Raw genomic sequence first — 17,272 nt, forward strand, 5'->3', positions numbered from 1 at the left:
CAGGATGCCGGCGCCTCCCTCAAGCTTACGGGATTTCAGCTCTTCGATCAAATCGGGTGTGATCCGTTCAGATAAAAGCTTCGCCTTTTCCTCAGGAAAACCTGCTTCCTCCCAATCTCTACTATTATAATGGAGCATGTCCCTGGAGAACATACGCTGTCCGCGCAGCCTGGCAATACTCTTCCTCCCGATCCCCTCGGTCTCGTGCAGTGCGATCAACAGCCACCGTTCGTCCTTCACGCCAATCCCGCCCTTCCTTATATTTTCCAGTTTTTTTGGTGTTGAAAACACAAAAAAAGCAACCCTTTATCCCCCGAATGGAGAAATAAAAGGTTGCTTACCTTTGAACCGTAAATAACGCCGGTTTATATTAGTGAGTCGTGCATTTTTCCAGCAAGCCGCGCTCTTCCAGAACGCTTACCAGCGTGGAGCCCATTTCCGAAGGCGTCGGAGCGACTTTGATGCCGCATTCCTCGAGCTTGGCGATCTTTTCTTTCGCCGTGCCTTTACCGCCGGAAATAATAGCGCCCGCATGTCCCATACGTTTGCCTGGAGGCGCAGTAACCCCGCCGATGAAGCCGACGACCGGCTTGGTCATGTTGGCGCGGATCCATTCCGCTGCCTCTTCTTCCGCCGTTCCGCCGATTTCGCCGATCATGATCACAGCATAGGTGTTCGGATCATCGTTAAAGCGGCTCAAAATATCGATGAATTCCGAGCCTTTTACCGGGTCGCCGCCAATGCCTACCGCAGAGGACTGGCCGATGCCGCGGGTCGTCAATTGATGAACCGCTTCGTAGGTCAGCGTTCCGCTGCGGGATACGACGCCCACATGGCCCGGTGTATGGATGTACCCAGGCATGATGCCGATTTTACATTCTCCAGGTGTAATGACCCCTGGGCAGTTTGGTCCGATCAGGACGGTTTTCTTGCCTTCCATGTAACGGGACACTTTGACCATGTCCAGCACCGGAATGCCTTCCGTAATACAGATGACCAGTTCCATTTCCGCATCGACGGCTTCCATGATGGAGTCGGCCGCAAATGCCGGCGGTACGTAGATAACGCTTGCAGTCGCGCCAGTCGCTTCCTTGGCTTCTACAACCGTGTTATATACGGGCAGGCTGACCGTTTGGCCGTTCTCCAGCGTAATGTCAACCTTGGTGCCGCCTTTACCCGGTGAAGTTCCTCCGACCATTTGCGTGCCGTAGTCGAGGGCGCCTTTCGCATGGAAAAGGGCGGTTTTGCCGGTGATGCCCTGTGTGATGACTTTTGTATTTTTATCGACCAAAATACTCACGTTTGTTCACATCCCCTATCGTATTTTAAAGATTCTATTTTACGAGTGAGACAATTTTTTGGGCGCCGTCAGCCATGGAGTCGGCAGGCACGATGTTCAGGCCGGATTCGGCCAAAATTTTCTTACCCAGATCCACGTTGGTTCCTTCAAGACGCACAACCAGCGGACGGGTCAAACCGAGCTGCTTGGCAGCCTCAACCACGCCTTCGGCGATGACGTCGCAGCGCATAATTCCGCCAAAGATGTTGACGAAAATGCCTTTGACCTGCTCATCCGACAGGATGATCTTGAACGCCTCGGTAACCTTCTCTTTCGTGGCACCGCCCCCTACGTCGAGGAAGTTGGCCGGATCTCCGCCGTAGTACTTGATAATGTCCATCGTGGCCATGGCAAGGCCTGCGCCGTTGACCATGCAGCCGATGTTGCCGTCGAGAGCTATGTAGCTCAGGTCGTATTTGGAAGCTTCGATTTCTTTTTCATTCTCTTCGTCCAGGTCGCGAAGCTCTTGAATGTCTTTGTGCCGGAACAGTGCGTTGGAGTCAAAGTTCAGCTTGGCATCGAGTGCCATGACATTGCCGTCACCCGTTACAACCAGAGGGTTGATTTCTGCAATGGAGCAGTCCTTGTCAACAAAAGCGGTGTACAGCGCGATCATAAACTGAACCGCCTTGTTGACCAGTTCGTTAGGGATGTTGATCGCATAAGCCAGTCTGCGTGCTTGGAAAACCTGCAGGCCTACGGCCGGATCCACCACTTCTTTGAAAATTTTCTCAGGCGTTGCAGCGGCAACCTCTTCGATTTCCGTTCCGCCTTCTTCCGATGCCATCATCACGACACGTCCGGTAGCGCGGTCAACAACGACGCCGACGTAATATTCCTTGCGGATATCGCAGCCCTCTTCGATCAGAAGTCGCTTGACTTCTTTACCTTCCGGGCCTGTCTGATGCGTAACGAGAACTTTGCCGAGGATTTCCTCCGCGTAAGCACGAACCTCGTCGAGGTTCTTGGCCACTTTGACGCCGCCGGCTTTACCGCGGCCGCCTGCATGGATTTGCGCTTTGACAACCGTGACTTGGCTGCCCAGGGATTTAGCGGCTTCAACCGCCTCTTCCACGGTGTAGGCCACCTTTCCGTTCGGAACGGTAACGCCGTACTGCTTTAACACTTGTTTTCCTTGATATTCATGGATATTCATTTACGGTATCCTCCTATCAACATGACTGCTACAAGGCGGGTTCTGATATCTCTTGGAAAATAATATAAACCCAAGCTATTGTAACATGTTTTTAAAACGCTTACCTTAAGAAACTGCGTTTCCATCGACAGCTTTTTGATATCGGTTTAATCCGTTTGAGAGAATATTTGGGATTTGATGGTAAAATCCACCCTCGAAGTAACGTCTTAGGTCCGATATAATTCCATTGGAGCCTTGCATCGTTCCAACATGGTTTCATGGATAACAGGGAAAAAGAGCGACAGATTTGCAGATGTTGTCTGCAAAAATCGCTCTTCACTTCACATCTTGCCTTCTTGCTGTTCGTTGTTGTGATGGACGCGGTTCAGCAGACTCTTGAACTGGCCCAGCAAATGCCCGAATTCGCTCTCGTTCAGGCACAGCTCCTGCTGCATGGCAGCCGGAACATTCAGTGCCTTCTCCTTCAGCTTGTTTCCTTCGTCCGTCAACGTGATGATGACCTTCCGTTCGTCCTGGGCAGAGCGCTCACGGTGAATCAGACCAGCGGCCTGAAGTCTCTTCAGCAGGGGCGTCAAGGTGCCGGAGTCCAGGAAAAGAGCCTCCCCAAGCTCCTTCACGGTACACTGTCCCCGCTCCCAAAGCACAAGCAGGACCAAATACTGGGAATATGTCACACCGAGCTTCTCCAGATGGGGCTGATACAGCTTGGTGATTTCTCGCGAACAGGCATAGATGGTAAAGCACAGCTGATTTTCCAGCTGCAGCTGCGGATTCATTTCACTTGGTTTCATCACTTTCGTCTTCACCTGCCTTCTTGTCATAATATTATCATAATTTTGTCACATTATCATAGTAATTGCGCGATATCTTCTAAAGGAGCAATTGATGCCCTGCAATTTTATTGTATACTTTTAAATTTTAAACAACAAATCGGTCTTAAATCACTCCCTTACAAGCATACCTCTAGTTCCCATCCCCGATGCCTTCCATCTTGACTTTTGCCAGCTGCAGTCCTACAATTTTTGTAAACTTAAGTGAAAATAAGGAAGCACCTTTTTTCCGTCAACTACGGCGATCCCTTCTCGTTTGTCCAGGGAAACCGCCGGGGAATAGGGGTGTTTTATTGTATGTATGGAAAAATGCACAGTACCTGTTTATACGGAATTGACGGGGTTATCATCCAGGTGGAGGTCGACATTTCCAACGGACTGCCGCAAACGAGCATTATCGGACTTCCGGATTCGGCCATCCGGGAAGCGGTGGAACGTGTCCGGGCCGGCATCAAAAATTGCGGCTTCACCTTCCCCCTTCAGCGCGTCACGATCAATCTCGCACCGGCCGATCTGAAAAAGGAAGGTTCCGCGTTTGATCTCGCCATTGCCCTTGGCATTCTCGTAACGAGCGGACAGCTTCTGCTGCCGCAGGATGAGAAGCTGCTTCTCATCGGAGAAATGGCGCTCGACGGCAGCCTGAGGCCCGTTAACGGCGTCCTGTCCATGGTGGACAGGGCGAAGCGAGAGGGATTCACCGCCGTTCTGCTGCCGGAAGAAAATGCCGGTGAGGCCGCCTTAATCGATCATATGAATATTTATGCCATCCGGCATTTGAACGAGCTGCGTCAGTTAGCCGCAGAACTCTCGGCTGCTGACGTGCCCGGCAAAGACCAGCCCCTCCGGATTCAAACCTTGTCCCCGCTGCTGAAAGCACCGGCTGTTGCCGCAGCTTCCGTACCCGAACACCTTCCTGCGGAAGATTATGCCGACGTGCTCGGCCAGCTCCATGTCAAAAGGGCGCTCACGATTGCTGCCGCAGGCATGCACAACATTATGCTGATCGGACCGCCCGGAACCGGCAAAACGATGCTCATCAAACGCCTGCCGACCATCCTGCCCTTCATGACCGAGCAGGAAGCGCTCGAAACGACCAAAATCTTCAGCGCGGCCGGGAAATTGAAGGAACCCGGCTCCGGCCTCATCCGCAAACGTCCTTTTCGTTCCCCGCACCACACCATCTCTTCCGGAGGACTGATCGGTGGAGGAACGATACCCAAGCCCGGCGAAGTCAGCCTTGCCCACCGTGGCATCCTGTTTCTGGACGAGCTGCCGGAATTCAATCGCCAGGTGCTCGAAGTGCTGAGGCAGCCGCTGGAGGACAAAACGGTGACGATCAGCAGGGCGCGTGCCGTGCACACCTTCCCGGCGCACTTCATGCTGGCGGCTTCGATGAATCCGTGTCCGTGCGGATACCTCGGAAGCGATCACCCGGAACATCAATGCACATGCAGCTTCAGCCGGATCGCCCAATACCGCGCCAAAATCTCCGGCCCGCTGCTCGACCGGATCGATCTTCAAGTCGAAGTCCCCCGCCCTAAGGAATGGTCCACGGATGCACCGAGCCTGTCTTCGGCTGAAATGCGCAGTCAGGTGCTCGAAGCCCATGCGCGTCAGCAACAACGATACGGCAGCGGTTACGGCGGCTGGAACAGCGAGCTGACCGGCAGTGCGCTCCGGCGCTTCGCCAGGCTCGACTCCGCTTCAGCCGATATGCTCCATCAGACGATCGAAACGCTGGGCCTCAGCATGCGGGCATATGACCGCATCCTGAAATTGGCCCGGACGATCGCCGACCTGGACGGCCAGGAGAATATCGCCTTCAACCATGTGGCGGAAGCGATCCAATACCGGAATTTGGACCGGCCGCAGATTACGGGGGTGGGGTAATAGGAAGCAAATTTGCGTTATAAACCCTAATAATCTGATCCACGGTTTAAGTCAATATTTTGTGTACTATTTCGAAAATAAAGTGTGGCAGATTGCCCTTCGACCCTTTGGCCTTCCTGCTTCATGATCTATGCTCTAAGCCGAAGAGATAAAGGCAACGATATCTAAACTCCAGAAAACAAACGTTGAGCTCTATCAGCAGATAGATGCGCGGCGTCAGACGTTACAGGGATATAAGGCGCCTTATTGTAAATCATCAGAAGAAACTGGACACTGGGGTTCAAAAACAAAGAATAACCTGCCAATTGAGGCAGGTTATTTCCGTCAATCCATTTTCTTTTCAAAACCCAGTCATCTCTTCTGGATCTAATTTAAAACTTGGCAGGTAAATCATCGGGCAGCCAAACGCCAACACAGGTTCCTCCTCAATTCGTAAATGGTCTCACAGGCTTTTTACCATATCATTAATCACGTCTCTCTTTTACTTTCACAGTGAATAGGCTAAGAACTATAGTAAGAATGACATATGTCCACAATCCATGTATTTCAAATCCATACAGGTATTTATCCAGAAGCCAAAGTTTAATGGGTGTCAGCACGATGGAAGCCAACATTAAAGCCGGAGTGGTCAAACACCCAATCCCTACAGTGATCAGCATAACCGACATTACCATTGCTAAACTGAATAAAAGACTAATGATGAACATAAGAAGGGATGCAATCAGCAAAGTTTTAGTATCTGTTATCGAAAGATATGGATTAAAGTACTCATTGCCTATCCAGAACACCAAAAAGGTAACAAGAAAATTCAGAATATTCCTCATGATACCTCCCACGAAATCGTCGTTTCCCCTTTCGATGAAGAACGGGTTGAGGTAAGCTCAATAAAATGATTACTGTCATCCTCTGATGTTGATACCTAGGAAAAATTCTATTTTAGGCAAGTTCACACATCACTTCTACTTAGATTATTCTATGATGAGTTCAAATCACCTTCACCATAAGGTAAATAATTACAAATAATACATCCACTTTTCCACCTCTCAGATAAAGCCGGCCGATCTGGATGCACTAATGCTGTTAGTTGTCTATCGAGAGGATCGAGCTAGCTCAGTGAAAATGGGGTAATAAAAAACTTCCAATCGCATGGTATTGGAAGTTTTTTTATTAGGGGCTCGTCCTAGAACGCCCCCTGTATATGATGAATCGCGGCAATGCTTAGATCGCGCCCCAGCTCCACCGCGACGACGTCAAAGCGTACCTCGCGGCCCTCCAGCCGCTGTGCGTGAAGATACACTTCGGCCGTGCTGCGGACCTTGCGGATTTTGCGGAAATTAACAGATTCTGCGGCTGTGCCGAAGGAGGTGCCGGCGGTCCGGCTGCGCACCTCCACAAAAACAATGACGCCGCCGTCCTCGGCGACCACGTCCAGTTCGCCGCTGCGGCAGCGCCAGTTCCGGTCGCGGATGCGGTAACCGGTGGAGAGCAGCAGATCGGCGGCGGCCTGCTCCGCGGCGGCTCCTTTTTGGCGGCGGTTATCCTTCATTTTTCCTTGCCCTCCGCTCATTCGAACGGCCTTTCCTGAGCGAGCCGGTCCGCCCGGTAAATATAGCTGAGAACCTCCGCGACAAGGTGATACAGCTCCGGCGGAATCTGCTGATCCAGGTCCAGCTTGGAGAGGACCTCCACCAGCGCGGCGTCCTCCTGAACGGGAACCCCGTGTTCCTTCGCCGTCTCGAGAATCGTATCCGCCACTTTCCCCCGGCCCTTCGCCACGACGACCGGGGCATCGTTGTCACCGGGCGCGTATTTGAGGGCGACGGCCTTTTTCATACTTGGGGACGGCTCCTGCGGCTTGCTGCTCATACCCTCATATCCACCCCCTTGTAGCTCTGCGGTACGAAGTCCGCCACGCGGTGACCGCCCATGGCCGCACTCAAGCCAGCTGGCTGTTGTTCAGCGGCCGGAGACGGTAGGGGAGCGGCTTTAAGCGTCAGAAGCTGATAGCCGATGGAGGATAGAGCGTCAGCGATTTCAGGCCGTCTGTCTTCCACCAGGGACTGAGCCCATTCCTGATCATTGTGGACCTTCAGACTGACGATCCGGTCGACGATCTGGACGTCGATCAGCGTCTGCCCGAGATGCTTCATCTGAAGGTCGAACCACAGGCGGCAGTTGGATGCATCCAGTTCACCCTTGGGGCCACGCCTGGACTGGACATGCACCGACGCCGTCTCCTGGCCGTCCGGCCCGTTCAAGGGCAGGACAACGTGACCTGGGCGAACGGCGCCGTCCGGTCCGTGTTCAGGAGCAGCTGCTGGCCGGTCAGCTGCGAGATGACCTGCTGCGCCGCTTCCTTCAAGGCCGGCGGCGCAGCGTCGTCCTGGACGAGCTGAAGGAGGAGCCCCTTCAGCGTGTCGCGCTGCCCGGTTTCCTGCAGCGCCTGCTCCATCCACGCAGCGGGCTCAGCCAGCTGCTCCGGCCGGACGGCGTGATGCGCCGGGCCGGGAGGCTGCTGCTGAACCGCATGCGGCCGGACGGTCAGCTCCGGACCGTCCGCGGCTTGGGGAGCGGGCTGCGCGGCGGCGGCCCCTGCCGCGCTCGCCGCTCCCGGCGCAGGCCCCGGCTGTGTCGGGCCTGCCTCTGCCGCTGCACCCTGGCCTGCGGCCGGTGCAGCCAAGGGCTGCCGCGCGTTCCCCGGCGTATCCGGCAGATCGAGCGATTGCAGCACATCCGCAAGCGACATCGGAGTCCCGGACCCATAGGGGGAACCCTCCATCGCTTTCAATACCGGAAGGCCGCCGCCATTGTCCGGCTGTACCTGCAGGACCGCTGCCTGGCCGGGCTGAAGCGGCGTTTCCAGCGCCGCCCGTACTTTGACGCCTTGGATCTGCAGGACGGCCTCCTGTCCGTCCTCAGAGACGCTCAGCACAACGCCGCGCACGACTTGCCCTTCCTTCAAATCCAGCTGTTTGGTCTCGCCCGCTTTGGTGTCTCCCATCATGCCGCGCAGCAGTGAACCGATACTCAATGTCCCTCTCCCCCTTCCGTATTCCTTCGTTTATTTATTTATCGGCCGAACCAGCCGCGGGCTGTAGTCCGTCTATCTGCATTCACGATCCCCGTTGTTTCTTTTCATCCAAAGATCGTCCCTTATCTTCATAATTGCTGCAAATGCTCAGGCTCTTCAAACATGAACTTTAAAATACCGTCCAACAAATTACGAATCTGGCTGAAAAAGTTTTATCGGATGCTGGGGTCATCGTTACGTCCTGATTGGTCCGCGAGGAACAGAGACGACTCGACGGCGAGCCTGCACCTAAGGTTGGTCTGTTTTCTGAATCAAAGCTTAGAGATGCTTATCCAGGAAAACCCACCTTCCAAAAGTCTGATCAGCCAAACTTTTTCCTTATAAAAATTTACATCGCAACACCCGAATTTCCATTCCACCTGGCAAAAAAACAGCAGCCCTAGAACAGGGTCTGCTGCACAACTTCCATATTTTTCAAGAAACTGCGGCGATGCATCGGTGTCGGTCCCAGAGCTGCCAGCTGCTCACGGTGCAGTTTAGTTGCATAGCCCTTATGGATCGCGATGCCGTACTCGGGATACTTCGCCTCCCATTCTCCTTCACACAGCCGGTCCCGGCTAACCTTGGCTACGATCGAAGCCGCGGCGATCGATTGGCTGTTGGCGTCCCCCTTGATGATCGCCAGCTGTGGAACGGGCACGTCCACATGCTCCGCATCCACCAGCAAAAAATCCGCGGCGATCGTCAGGCCAAGCACCGCCTTTTTCATCGCCAGGCGGGCCGCCTGCTTAATATTGATTTCATCGATCGTTCGGGCATCCACGTACCCTACGCTGACGGCAAGCGCCTGCTCCATAATTACGTCGTACAGAAGGTCCCGTTTTTTGGCGCTCAATTTTTTCGAATCGTCGACACCCTCCAGAACGAGTCCTTCCGGCAGGATCACGGCCGCCGCCACCACGTCGCCAAATAAACAGCCTCTTCCAACCTCGTCAACGCCCGCTATGTACCGGTAATCTTTTTCTATGTATTCGCGCTCATATTTTAGCAGGTCCTTCGGGGACTGCTCGATCTCTTCCGTATCCATGCTGTCTTTCCTCCTCCGTGCTGCAAGAGCCAACGAAAAACGACATCTGGCAGGCTTCCAAAAATCGGGGTGCGGACTGCTGGAGTGCAGAAGATGCGCCGAGCCGATATGTCCGAAAGCATTCACCGGTGAAAAACCTGGCCTCACGAAGCTAGGAGGAGAATGTGCTGTAATGAGAAGAATGTAACTGCAAAAAGATGAATGTACTGAAAAAGAAGAGTGTTTGGTAAAGAGGTGAATGTGCTGTAATGAGATGGATGTACTTCGAGGAGTGATCATGGACGCAGCTATATCGAACGATTTGAATATGGGTCATCGTGGTTTTGGCAATCCCGGAGTCCGCCGTGAACTGGCCAAACTCTTTGAAGAATGTTACCCAACCAACTTCTACCTTACACAAGCTTTTTGACACCACCGCAATCAACCGCATTTCCTTAAATTTCCAAATACGGTTGCTCAGCTGCTTGAGAAGGCACTACAACTTTAAACACCCGTGCACCACGATCCCCACACAAAAAAATAGCTGCATCAATGCAGCTATCGTCGCCGTGCCCGCAAGCACCTACAAGTATTTTACACCGGTTCGCTGAGCAGCGACAAAAATTGCCTTGTCCGCTCCTGCGCCGGATGGTTTAGCACCTCATTCGGGCTGCCCTGCTCCATGATGATTCCTTCGTCCATAAACACGATCCGGTCTGCCACCTGGCTCGCGAATTTCATCTCATGGGTCACGATGGCCATCGTCATGCCTTCTACAGCCAGCTCTTTGATGACCTTCAGCACTTCACCGACCAGCTCCGGGTCCAAAGCGGACGTCGGTTCATCAAATAAAGCAGCTCCGGACCGATGCCCATTGCCCGGGCAATACCGACCCGCTGCTGCTGTCCGCCGGACAGCTGGTGCGGATAGGAGTCCGCTTTGCTGGCGAGTCCTACCTTGCCGAGAAGCTCCAGCGATCTGGCCTTGGCCTCCGCTCGGCTCTTTTTCTGCACGATGACCTGTCGCCTCCATCGGGATTTCCAGCAGGTTGATGCACCGGAGCAGCGTTGTTTTTCCGGAACCGGAGGGCCCGATGATGACCGTCACTTGCCCTTTTTCGATCGACAGGTCGATTCCCTTGAGCACTTCATTACTGCCAAAGCTTAATCTCAGGTCGTTGATTTCAATCATGATGCATCCCTCGTTTCACTATCTTGCGGCATAACGGTCAAACCGATGTTCGAGCTGATGCTGGAGCGCCGACAGGACGGTGCTGAAGATCAGGTAGATCAAGGCTACCTCGCAGTACAGCAGCAAAGGCTCATACACGACCGCCGTAATTTGCTGCCCCTTTTGGAACAGCTCTGTTAGTGTCACCGTCGCTGCCAGCGACGTATCCTTCAACAGGCTGATAAAAGAGTTGGCCAGCGGAGGCAGCGATACCCTTGCCGCCTGCGGCAGAACAATCCGGCGCAGCGCCTGGGAACGGGTCATCCCGACCGAGTACGCCGCCTCCCACTGCCCCTTGGCGATGGACTGGATCGCGGCGCGTATAATTTCGGATCCATAGGCTCCGACACTGATCGAGAACCCGATCACCGCGGCGGTGAATGCGTCGATGACAACGCCGATGCTCGGAAGCCCGTAGAAAATAATAAACAGCTGGACAAGCAGCGGAGTCCCCCGGATGATCCACACATAAAACCAGGCGACCCGCTGGAGAATGCTCCAGCGCGACAGGCGGGCCAACGCGGTAAGGAACGCCAGCACGAAACCGAGAATGAAGGAAATGATCGTCAGGGGAATCGTGAACTTGATCCCGGCCATAAGCAGCGGCACAAAGGAGTCGATAAAAATATCGGTGAGGTGGGCGGTTCTGTCATTCATCGGTTAACCCCCTTTTGCCGCTTATTTCGATACGTCCGTACCAAAGTATTTTTTGGAGATGGCAAGGTACGTTCCATCCTTCTTCATGTCGGCCAGCGCCTGGTTAATGGCGTCCCGCAGCTCGTTGTTGTTTTTGTTCATCAGTACGGCGCTGGTGCTGCCCGTATCGGTTTCGTCCACCACCTTGATCGGTGCGTCGGGACGTCTTGTTTTGAAGTCGAGATAGGACAGTTTGTCGTTCACCGTAGCATCGATGCGCCCGGACAGCAGCAAGTCGATCGCTTGGTTGAATCCGTCGACCTGCACGATCGTGGCACCGTTGTCTTTAGCAATTTGATTCAGATTGCTCGTCAGTGACTGACCTGCTTTTTTGCCTTTGAGGTCGGCCAGCTTTTTAATGTCCTGATTATTGTCCTTCACAATCAATACCGCCTTGGAGGCGATGTAGGGGTCCGAAAAGTCGTATTTAGCCTTTCGCTCCGCATTAATGGATACTTCGTTCATCACCACGTCGAAACGCTTGGCGTCCAAGCCGGCGATCATGCCGTCCCATTTCGTTTCGATAAACTCCGGCTTCACGCCGAGCCTTTTGGCAATCTCCCGGCCCAGGTCAACGTCAAAACCGGTCAGCGTTCCTTTATCATCATGATAGGTAAAAGGTGCATACGTTCCTTCCGTGCCGATGCGCAGCTTGCCGCTTTGCTTGATCGTCTCAAGCAGGTTTTTACCCGTCTGGGCGCCCCCGGTTTGCCCTTCCTGCGGCTTCGTTCCCGTATTTCCGCCGCACGCCGTCGTCACGGCCAGCATCAACGTCATCACGATTGCCCAATAAATCCGCCAGCTTCTCACATTTTTCCTCCTCTAACCGTTTTCACCTATTTTGCCACGATGCTGTATTTTCATGCGCGGCCGCCCGTACTTACGCTTGATCCCGACAAAAAAAGCTCATGACCCCAGGTCATGAGCTTTCCTATTCTCTTTAAGTCTATTATCTGCTGCGACACTATTTCGATATGTCGATAAATCCTTCCCCAAACACATCCCGAACGTCATGGATCGTAATAAACGCCTGCTTGTCCGCCACCTTGACGATCTTTTTCAGGACAGGCACCTCCTGCTTGCTGATGACGATGTACAGCACTTCCTTGGCCGACTTGCTGTAATAGCCGTACCCTTTAAACACGGTGACTCCCCGGTCCATGACCCGGTTAACCTTCTCGGCGATCTCCGCATGCTGCTCCGATACGATCATCACCGCCTTCTTCGGGTTCAGGCCCTCGATGATGAATTCCATCACCTTCGTGCCGACGAACAGCATAATGATCGTCAGCATCAGGCTTTCCGCGCCAATGATAAAGTAGGAGGAGAACGCGACGATCAGATCAAAGAACAGCAGGGCGTAACTGATGTTCCAGTCCCAGTATTTATGGGCAATCCGCGCCAAAATGACCGTACCGGCGGTGGTGCCTCCGGCCCTCACGATTAGCCCGATGCCGACACCGGCCAATACACCGCCAAAAATCGCATTGACGATCGGTTCGTTCGAAGTAAGTGTCCAATTTTCGGTCAAATGGAGGAATAAAGAGTTAAACACGACAGCAACGATGGTGTACACCGTCGTCATTTTGTCCAAAAACTTATAACCAACGATCAGCAAGATGGCGTTCAAAATCAGGTTGACCAATCCCGGGGACCATGCAAACAGGTAGTACAGGATGATCGTAATCCCGGTCACACCGCCTTCGCCCAGGTCGTGGGGAATGACAAACAGATTGATATCGAGCGCGAAAATAAACGCCCCCGCGATGATCGTCATGATTTCCATCATTCTTTTTTTCATATGACGGCCTTCCTCTCCCATAAATCAACACGCAAAAAAAGCCCAGTACCTATAACGGAACTGGGCTTGTTCGTTCACTATGATACTGTACATCTCGCTTTGATACACGCTGGACACTTGGATCGTATCCGGCGTTCTTTTCCGATTAGTAAGGGGCTTCCATCGAGATCCGGCCCATTTTGCCGGCGCGCAGCTCCCGCAGCAGCGTCTTCGACGCTTTCTCCAGATCCACCCGTCCGCCGCTCATCAAGCAGCCGCGCTTACGCCCCACCGCTTCCATGATGGAGACGATTTCGTCGCTCTCGTCCGGGTTGTGCGGCATGTCCGCATCGATCTCAAAGCGCTCCCGGAAGGCATCCCAGTAATATTGGACCAGGTATTTGACCGCAAAAAAGGCGACATCCTCTGCGTTCAGGATCTCTTCCTTGATCGCGCCGGTTACCGCGAGGCGGTAGCCAACGTTCTCGTCCTCAAATTTGGGCCACAAAATCCCCGGAGTATCCAGAAGCTCGATTTCTCCGCCTACCTTAATCCACTGCTGGCCTTTCGTCACGCCCGGCCGGTCCCCCGTTGCAGCAATGCTGCGCCCGGCGAGCCGGTTGATCAGCGTCGACTTGCCTACGTTCGGGATGCCGACGATCAGCGCACGGATCGCCCGCGGGTTCATCCCCTTGGCGATTTGGCGATCGATCTTCTCCTTCAGGAGCAGCTTCAGCTGTCCAGGAATCTCTTTCACGCCCGTGCCTGTAGCCGCATCGACCGGAAATGCCGTATGGCCTTCCTCTTTAAAATAATCCTGCCACTGCTTCGTTACCGAAGGGTCTGCCAAATCCGCCTTGTTCATAATGATCAGCCGGGGCTTCCCCTGCAAAATCTCGTCAATCATCGGATTGCGGCTGGACAGCGGAAGACGCGAATCGATCAGCTCGATCACGACGTCAATCAGCTTTAACTTATCCTGTATTTGGCGGCGCGCTTTGGTCATATGACCAGGAAACCATTGAATCGTCACCGTCATCACCTCATTCTCTTGTCCGCAAACAGCCTCATTCCGCGTTCATTAATGGTTGATCAAATGGATGTCCTTCACCGGCCAGAAGATGAGGTCAGCCCGTCCAACGATATCCCCGAGCGGCACATAACCGATCATCCGGCTGTCCGTACTGTCGGACCGATTATCCCCCATCACGAACACATGACCTTCGGGAACCTTGCCATCCGGAAACGCGCTGTTTGGAAAATCTTTGTCATTATACATCTGGCCCGCTTTATGGCTTGCATCGATGGCACCCTGTATGTAGGCTTCATTGACTTTTTTGCCGTTCACGGTTACCGTGTCGCCTTCCACCTTGACGGTATCGCCTGCGACGGCAATCACGCGTTTGATAAAATCCTTGCCTTCGGACGGAACATGGAACACGATAACTTCTCCACGATGCGGAGCCCGGATATCGTACAATATTTCATTGACGATCAACCGCTCGCCTGTATGAAAGTTTGGCTGCATGGAGGGTCCGTCCACAATAAACGGTTTGAAGAGAAGCCAGCGGATCAGTGCCACCAAAATCAGGGCAATGATGATCGCTTTCAGCCATTCTACGACTTCATTTTTCCCTTTTTTAGGTGGTTTATGATCTTCTTCCTTCAGTTCCACCGCATCGCTCTGAATGTCCTGCTGCATATATCCACCTCCCTCTCCTAGTTTTGCCGAAAAGAAAAGCTCCCATTACGGAGCCGTGTATGCTTTCTTTGGACCAGCGAAGCGAAAAGGCATTCGTGATCGCCAGAAAAACCTCCGCTTATCGCGGTTTGTCAACTTGGTTCGTTCATCTATTGACGCCTTTTTAATCCTAAAACGAAAAGGGCTTGAAATCAAGCCCTTTAGCGTTGTTCGCTGATTAACGGCGAATCTCTTTAATTCTTGCTGCTTTACCGCGCAGTTCACGAAGATAGTACAGTTTGGCGCGACGTACTTTACCGTAACGAGCCACTTCGATCTTCTCGATTTTTGGCGAGTTGATTGGGAAAGTTCTTTCTACCCCAACACCGTAAGAGATTTTACGCACAGTAAAAGTCTCAGCGATGCCGCCTCCGCGACGCTTAATCACAACACCTTCGAACAACTGGATACGCTCGCGGGATCCCTCGATAACCTTAACGTGCACTTTCAAAGTGTCGCCAGGACGAAAGCTAGGGATGTCGGTGCGAAGCTGTTCTTTGGTAATCTCTTGTAGGATGTTCATTTAGGACTCCTCCTTCCGTACAGGTGTTCTTGCCTCTTCCGGAAAACCCTCTGTTTTCCTTCATCATCCGCAGCGGACCACCGTATTCCACACAACAGCATTTATTGTAGCATATTTGTTTCATCCTTTGCAACTATAAATCTTTCAGTTGTTACGCTGCCCCTCGGTTGAAAAAATGCAAAGTCTCGCTCTGCCAAAAACAGATACTTCACACCGAAAAATAGGCTGACCCAATTGTAAGAAAAACGTCTATCGACGTACCTTCCAAGAAGACAGACCGCGTTTAAAGGAAGTTTTTCTTGCGATTATAGAATGGTTCAGCTTCGCTGAAATTTATTAATTCTATAATCTTAAAAAACTTCTTGCCAAAATCGGAATTGACGTTAAAATAAATTTATCATTAAAATAATTTTAACGTTAATAAAAATTGAATGGAGATGTCCTTTCATGAGCGAAACCGTATTGCTTCAGCAGAATCAAGGTGTACGCAGGCTGGCGAAACACAAGTTGTATCTAATGATGGTCACCGCCAAAATCATTTCACGATTCGGGGATTCCGTGGATTCCATCGCCTACAGCTGGATGGTCTACCTGCTTACCGGCTCCGAGCTGCTAATGGGAACACTGTACGCCATCAACTTCGTTCCAGGCATTGCTTTCAGTATGTTTACCGGCGTCCTGGTCGACCGCTGGTCCAAGAAAAAGGTCGTGATCGTGACGAATGCCGGCCGGGGCATCACCGTAACCGTGACGGCGCTGCTCTATTTCATAGGAGACTTGCAATCGTGGCATCTGTTTATTTTACGTTCATCAACTCTACGCTCGAATGCTTCTCCACGCCGGCGGAGATGTCCCTCGTTCCCCGCATTTTGCCCAAGGAGCTGCTGCTCAGCGGCAATTCGCTGACGTCATCCGCCTCCCGCACCGCCGAGCTTGCCGGTCTGGCCGCAGCCGGCGGCCTGATCGCCATGCTCGGCATTTCCGGAGCGATGCTGATCGACGCCTTGTCTTTTCTGCTGGCCGCCCTGTTGTACGTCTGGATCCGCATCGACCGGGATCACGGGCAGGAAGACGATAACGACGCAGGTCTTATGCAGGCAGAGGAAAGCCCGTCCTACTGGAGCCAGTTTAAAACCGGCCTGAAGTTCGTTAAAAGCCACAAGCTGATGATGATGACCATGCTTTCGGCCGCATTCGTGAATCTTTGCCTCACGCCTAAAAACGTGCTTGAGCCCGTTTATGTCAAACAAATACTCCACTCGGGCCCATACGGACTCAGTTTGATCGGCATCGCCCTGATTACCGGCATGATTATCAGCGGCCTGTGGATCAGCCAGAAGGGCTCCGCTTACCGCAAAAGCAGTCTGATCGTGTTCGGATTTTTGCTGCTCGGGGTTGCGTACAGCCTTCTCTACGTCCCCGCCCTTCTAAGGGAATATCCTCTCTATGCCGCGGCTGCCTTTTGTTTTGGCATGGGATTCGCCATTTCGTTTGTAAACACGCCGGTATCCACCTATATGATGGAAGTCACCCCCAAAGCGATGCTTGGCCGGGTCGGGGCGCTGTCGAGCACGATCTGCACCTGCGCCATTCCCGTCGGAAGCCTGCTGGCCGGTTGGGCCGGAGCATTCGTCGGGGTCCACGTGCTGTACCTCGTTTTTGGGCTGCTGATGCTGATACCGGGGGTCTATCTGTGGAGCCAGAAAGGGTTTATGAAAATCTAGAGCGATGGAAACATTTTGTGCTCGGAAGCCATCTCGGCTTATAATGGGGATAAACGATCCGGAAAACAAGATACGGGAAATGTAGAGGTGCACAACATTGGAGACCAAAGAACTGAGCACGATCGAGGAGATCCGGATTTATTCCGATCCATACCGTTTGAAAATATTAAGCTGCTTTCAGAAGGCCGACCAGCCAATGACGATCAAAGATATCGCTGACAAACTCGGCGAGGTTCCGGCCAAAGTCTACTATCACGCCAAAAAGC

The 17,272-nt window shown here is 52.9% G+C and carries 16 protein-coding genes and 3 pseudogenes; 3 read left to right on the forward strand and 16 right to left on the reverse strand.

The window, feature by feature from the left end:
* From CPT76_RS37520 to CPT76_RS16615, 4 genes and pseudogenes are all read right to left on the reverse strand, one after another.
* Positions 1-240 (reverse strand): annotated as a pseudogene (locus tag CPT76_RS37520) (hypothetical protein); the annotation flags it as partial.
* 130 nt (positions 241-370) lie between these two features.
* Positions 371-1,300 (reverse strand): succinate--CoA ligase subunit alpha, encoded by a 930-nt coding sequence (sucD, locus tag CPT76_RS16605; RefSeq protein WP_076168177.1) that lies wholly within the window; start codon positions 1,298-1,300, stop codon positions 371-373.
* Between the two features lie 34 nt (positions 1,301-1,334).
* Entirely contained in the window at positions 1,335-2,495 is a 1,161-nt protein-coding gene (gene sucC, locus CPT76_RS16610; protein ID WP_076168179.1) for an ADP-forming succinate--CoA ligase subunit beta, read from the reverse strand.
* Between the two features lie 320 nt (positions 2,496-2,815).
* On the reverse strand, positions 2,816-3,286 hold the full coding sequence (locus CPT76_RS16615; RefSeq protein ID WP_089546539.1) for a MarR family winged helix-turn-helix transcriptional regulator: 471 nt from the start codon (positions 3,284-3,286) through the stop codon (positions 2,816-2,818).
* A gap of 336 nt (positions 3,287-3,622) precedes the next feature.
* On the opposite strand from CPT76_RS16615, the gene CPT76_RS16620 reads away from it, so the two are divergent.
* The gene (locus tag CPT76_RS16620; RefSeq protein ID WP_105443633.1) at positions 3,623-5,215 is read left to right on the forward strand and encodes a YifB family Mg chelatase-like AAA ATPase; all 1,593 of its coding nucleotides are present in this window, start codon (positions 3,623-3,625) and stop codon (positions 5,213-5,215) included.
* Between the two features lie 1,180 nt (positions 5,216-6,395).
* Here CPT76_RS16620 and CPT76_RS16630 read toward each other — a convergent pair.
* From CPT76_RS16630 to rplS, 12 genes and pseudogenes are all read right to left on the reverse strand, one after another.
* Entirely contained in the window at positions 6,396-6,782 is a 387-nt protein-coding gene (locus CPT76_RS16630; RefSeq protein ID WP_105443635.1) for a YraN family protein, read from the reverse strand.
* On the reverse strand, positions 6,779-7,081 hold the full coding sequence (locus tag CPT76_RS16635) for an EscU/YscU/HrcU family type III secretion system export apparatus switch protein (protein ID WP_105443636.1): 303 nt from the start codon (positions 7,079-7,081) through the stop codon (positions 6,779-6,781). The genes CPT76_RS16630 and CPT76_RS16635 overlap by 4 nt, the downstream gene beginning before the upstream one ends.
* A complete protein-coding gene (locus CPT76_RS39895; RefSeq protein WP_258168541.1) occupies positions 7,078-7,440 on the reverse strand; it encodes a hypothetical protein in 363 nt (120 codons plus the stop codon). The genes CPT76_RS16635 and CPT76_RS39895 overlap by 4 nt, the downstream gene beginning before the upstream one ends.
* A 29-nt stretch (positions 7,441-7,469) precedes the next feature.
* Positions 7,470-8,246: a hypothetical protein gene (locus CPT76_RS16640; protein WP_258168542.1), complete on the reverse strand. Its 777-nt coding sequence runs from the start codon at positions 8,244-8,246 to the stop codon at positions 7,470-7,472.
* 439 nt (positions 8,247-8,685) lie between these two features.
* Complete coding sequence (locus CPT76_RS16645) at positions 8,686-9,366, reverse strand: ribonuclease HII (protein WP_260986743.1); 681 nt, start codon at positions 9,364-9,366, stop codon at positions 8,686-8,688.
* Positions 9,367-9,906: 540 nt separating this feature from the next.
* Positions 9,907-10,503, reverse strand: a pseudogene (locus tag CPT76_RS16650) (amino acid ABC transporter ATP-binding protein).
* 18 nt (positions 10,504-10,521) lie between these two features.
* Entirely contained in the window at positions 10,522-11,199 is a 678-nt protein-coding gene (locus tag CPT76_RS16655) for an amino acid ABC transporter permease (protein WP_105443638.1), read from the reverse strand.
* Between the two features lie 21 nt (positions 11,200-11,220).
* Positions 11,221-12,015 (reverse strand): amino acid ABC transporter substrate-binding protein, encoded by a 795-nt coding sequence (locus CPT76_RS16660; protein ID WP_084203851.1) that lies wholly within the window; start codon positions 12,013-12,015, stop codon positions 11,221-11,223.
* A 187-nt stretch (positions 12,016-12,202) separates the two neighbouring features.
* Positions 12,203-13,039: a YitT family protein gene (locus CPT76_RS16665; RefSeq protein WP_076168205.1), complete on the reverse strand. Its 837-nt coding sequence runs from the start codon at positions 13,037-13,039 to the stop codon at positions 12,203-12,205.
* A 145-nt stretch (positions 13,040-13,184) separates the two neighbouring features.
* Positions 13,185-14,051, reverse strand: coding sequence for a ribosome biogenesis GTPase YlqF (ylqF, locus tag CPT76_RS16670; protein WP_105444112.1), 867 nt, complete (start codon positions 14,049-14,051; stop codon positions 13,185-13,187).
* A 48-nt stretch (positions 14,052-14,099) separates the two neighbouring features.
* Positions 14,100-14,720: a signal peptidase I gene (gene lepB, locus CPT76_RS16675; protein WP_105443639.1), complete on the reverse strand. Its 621-nt coding sequence runs from the start codon at positions 14,718-14,720 to the stop codon at positions 14,100-14,102.
* A gap of 217 nt (positions 14,721-14,937) precedes the next feature.
* Positions 14,938-15,282 carry a 50S ribosomal protein L19 gene (gene rplS / locus CPT76_RS16680; RefSeq protein WP_076168209.1) on the reverse strand — a complete coding sequence of 115 codons (345 nt, stop codon included), beginning with the start codon at positions 15,280-15,282 and terminating at the stop codon, positions 14,938-14,940.
* Positions 15,283-15,801: 519 nt separating this feature from the next.
* Here rplS and CPT76_RS16685 point away from each other — a divergent pair.
* Positions 15,802-17,006 (forward strand): annotated as a pseudogene (locus CPT76_RS16685) (MFS transporter).
* A 97-nt stretch (positions 17,007-17,103) separates the two neighbouring features.
* A partial coding sequence (locus CPT76_RS42140) for a winged helix-turn-helix domain-containing protein (protein WP_181152882.1) occupies positions 17,104-17,272 on the forward strand: 169 nt, incomplete at its 3' end.

The organism is Paenibacillus sp. AR247, from assembly GCF_002968895.1.
In the GTDB taxonomy this organism is placed as follows: domain Bacteria; phylum Bacillota; class Bacilli; order Paenibacillales; family Paenibacillaceae; genus Paenibacillus_AQ; species Paenibacillus_AQ favisporus.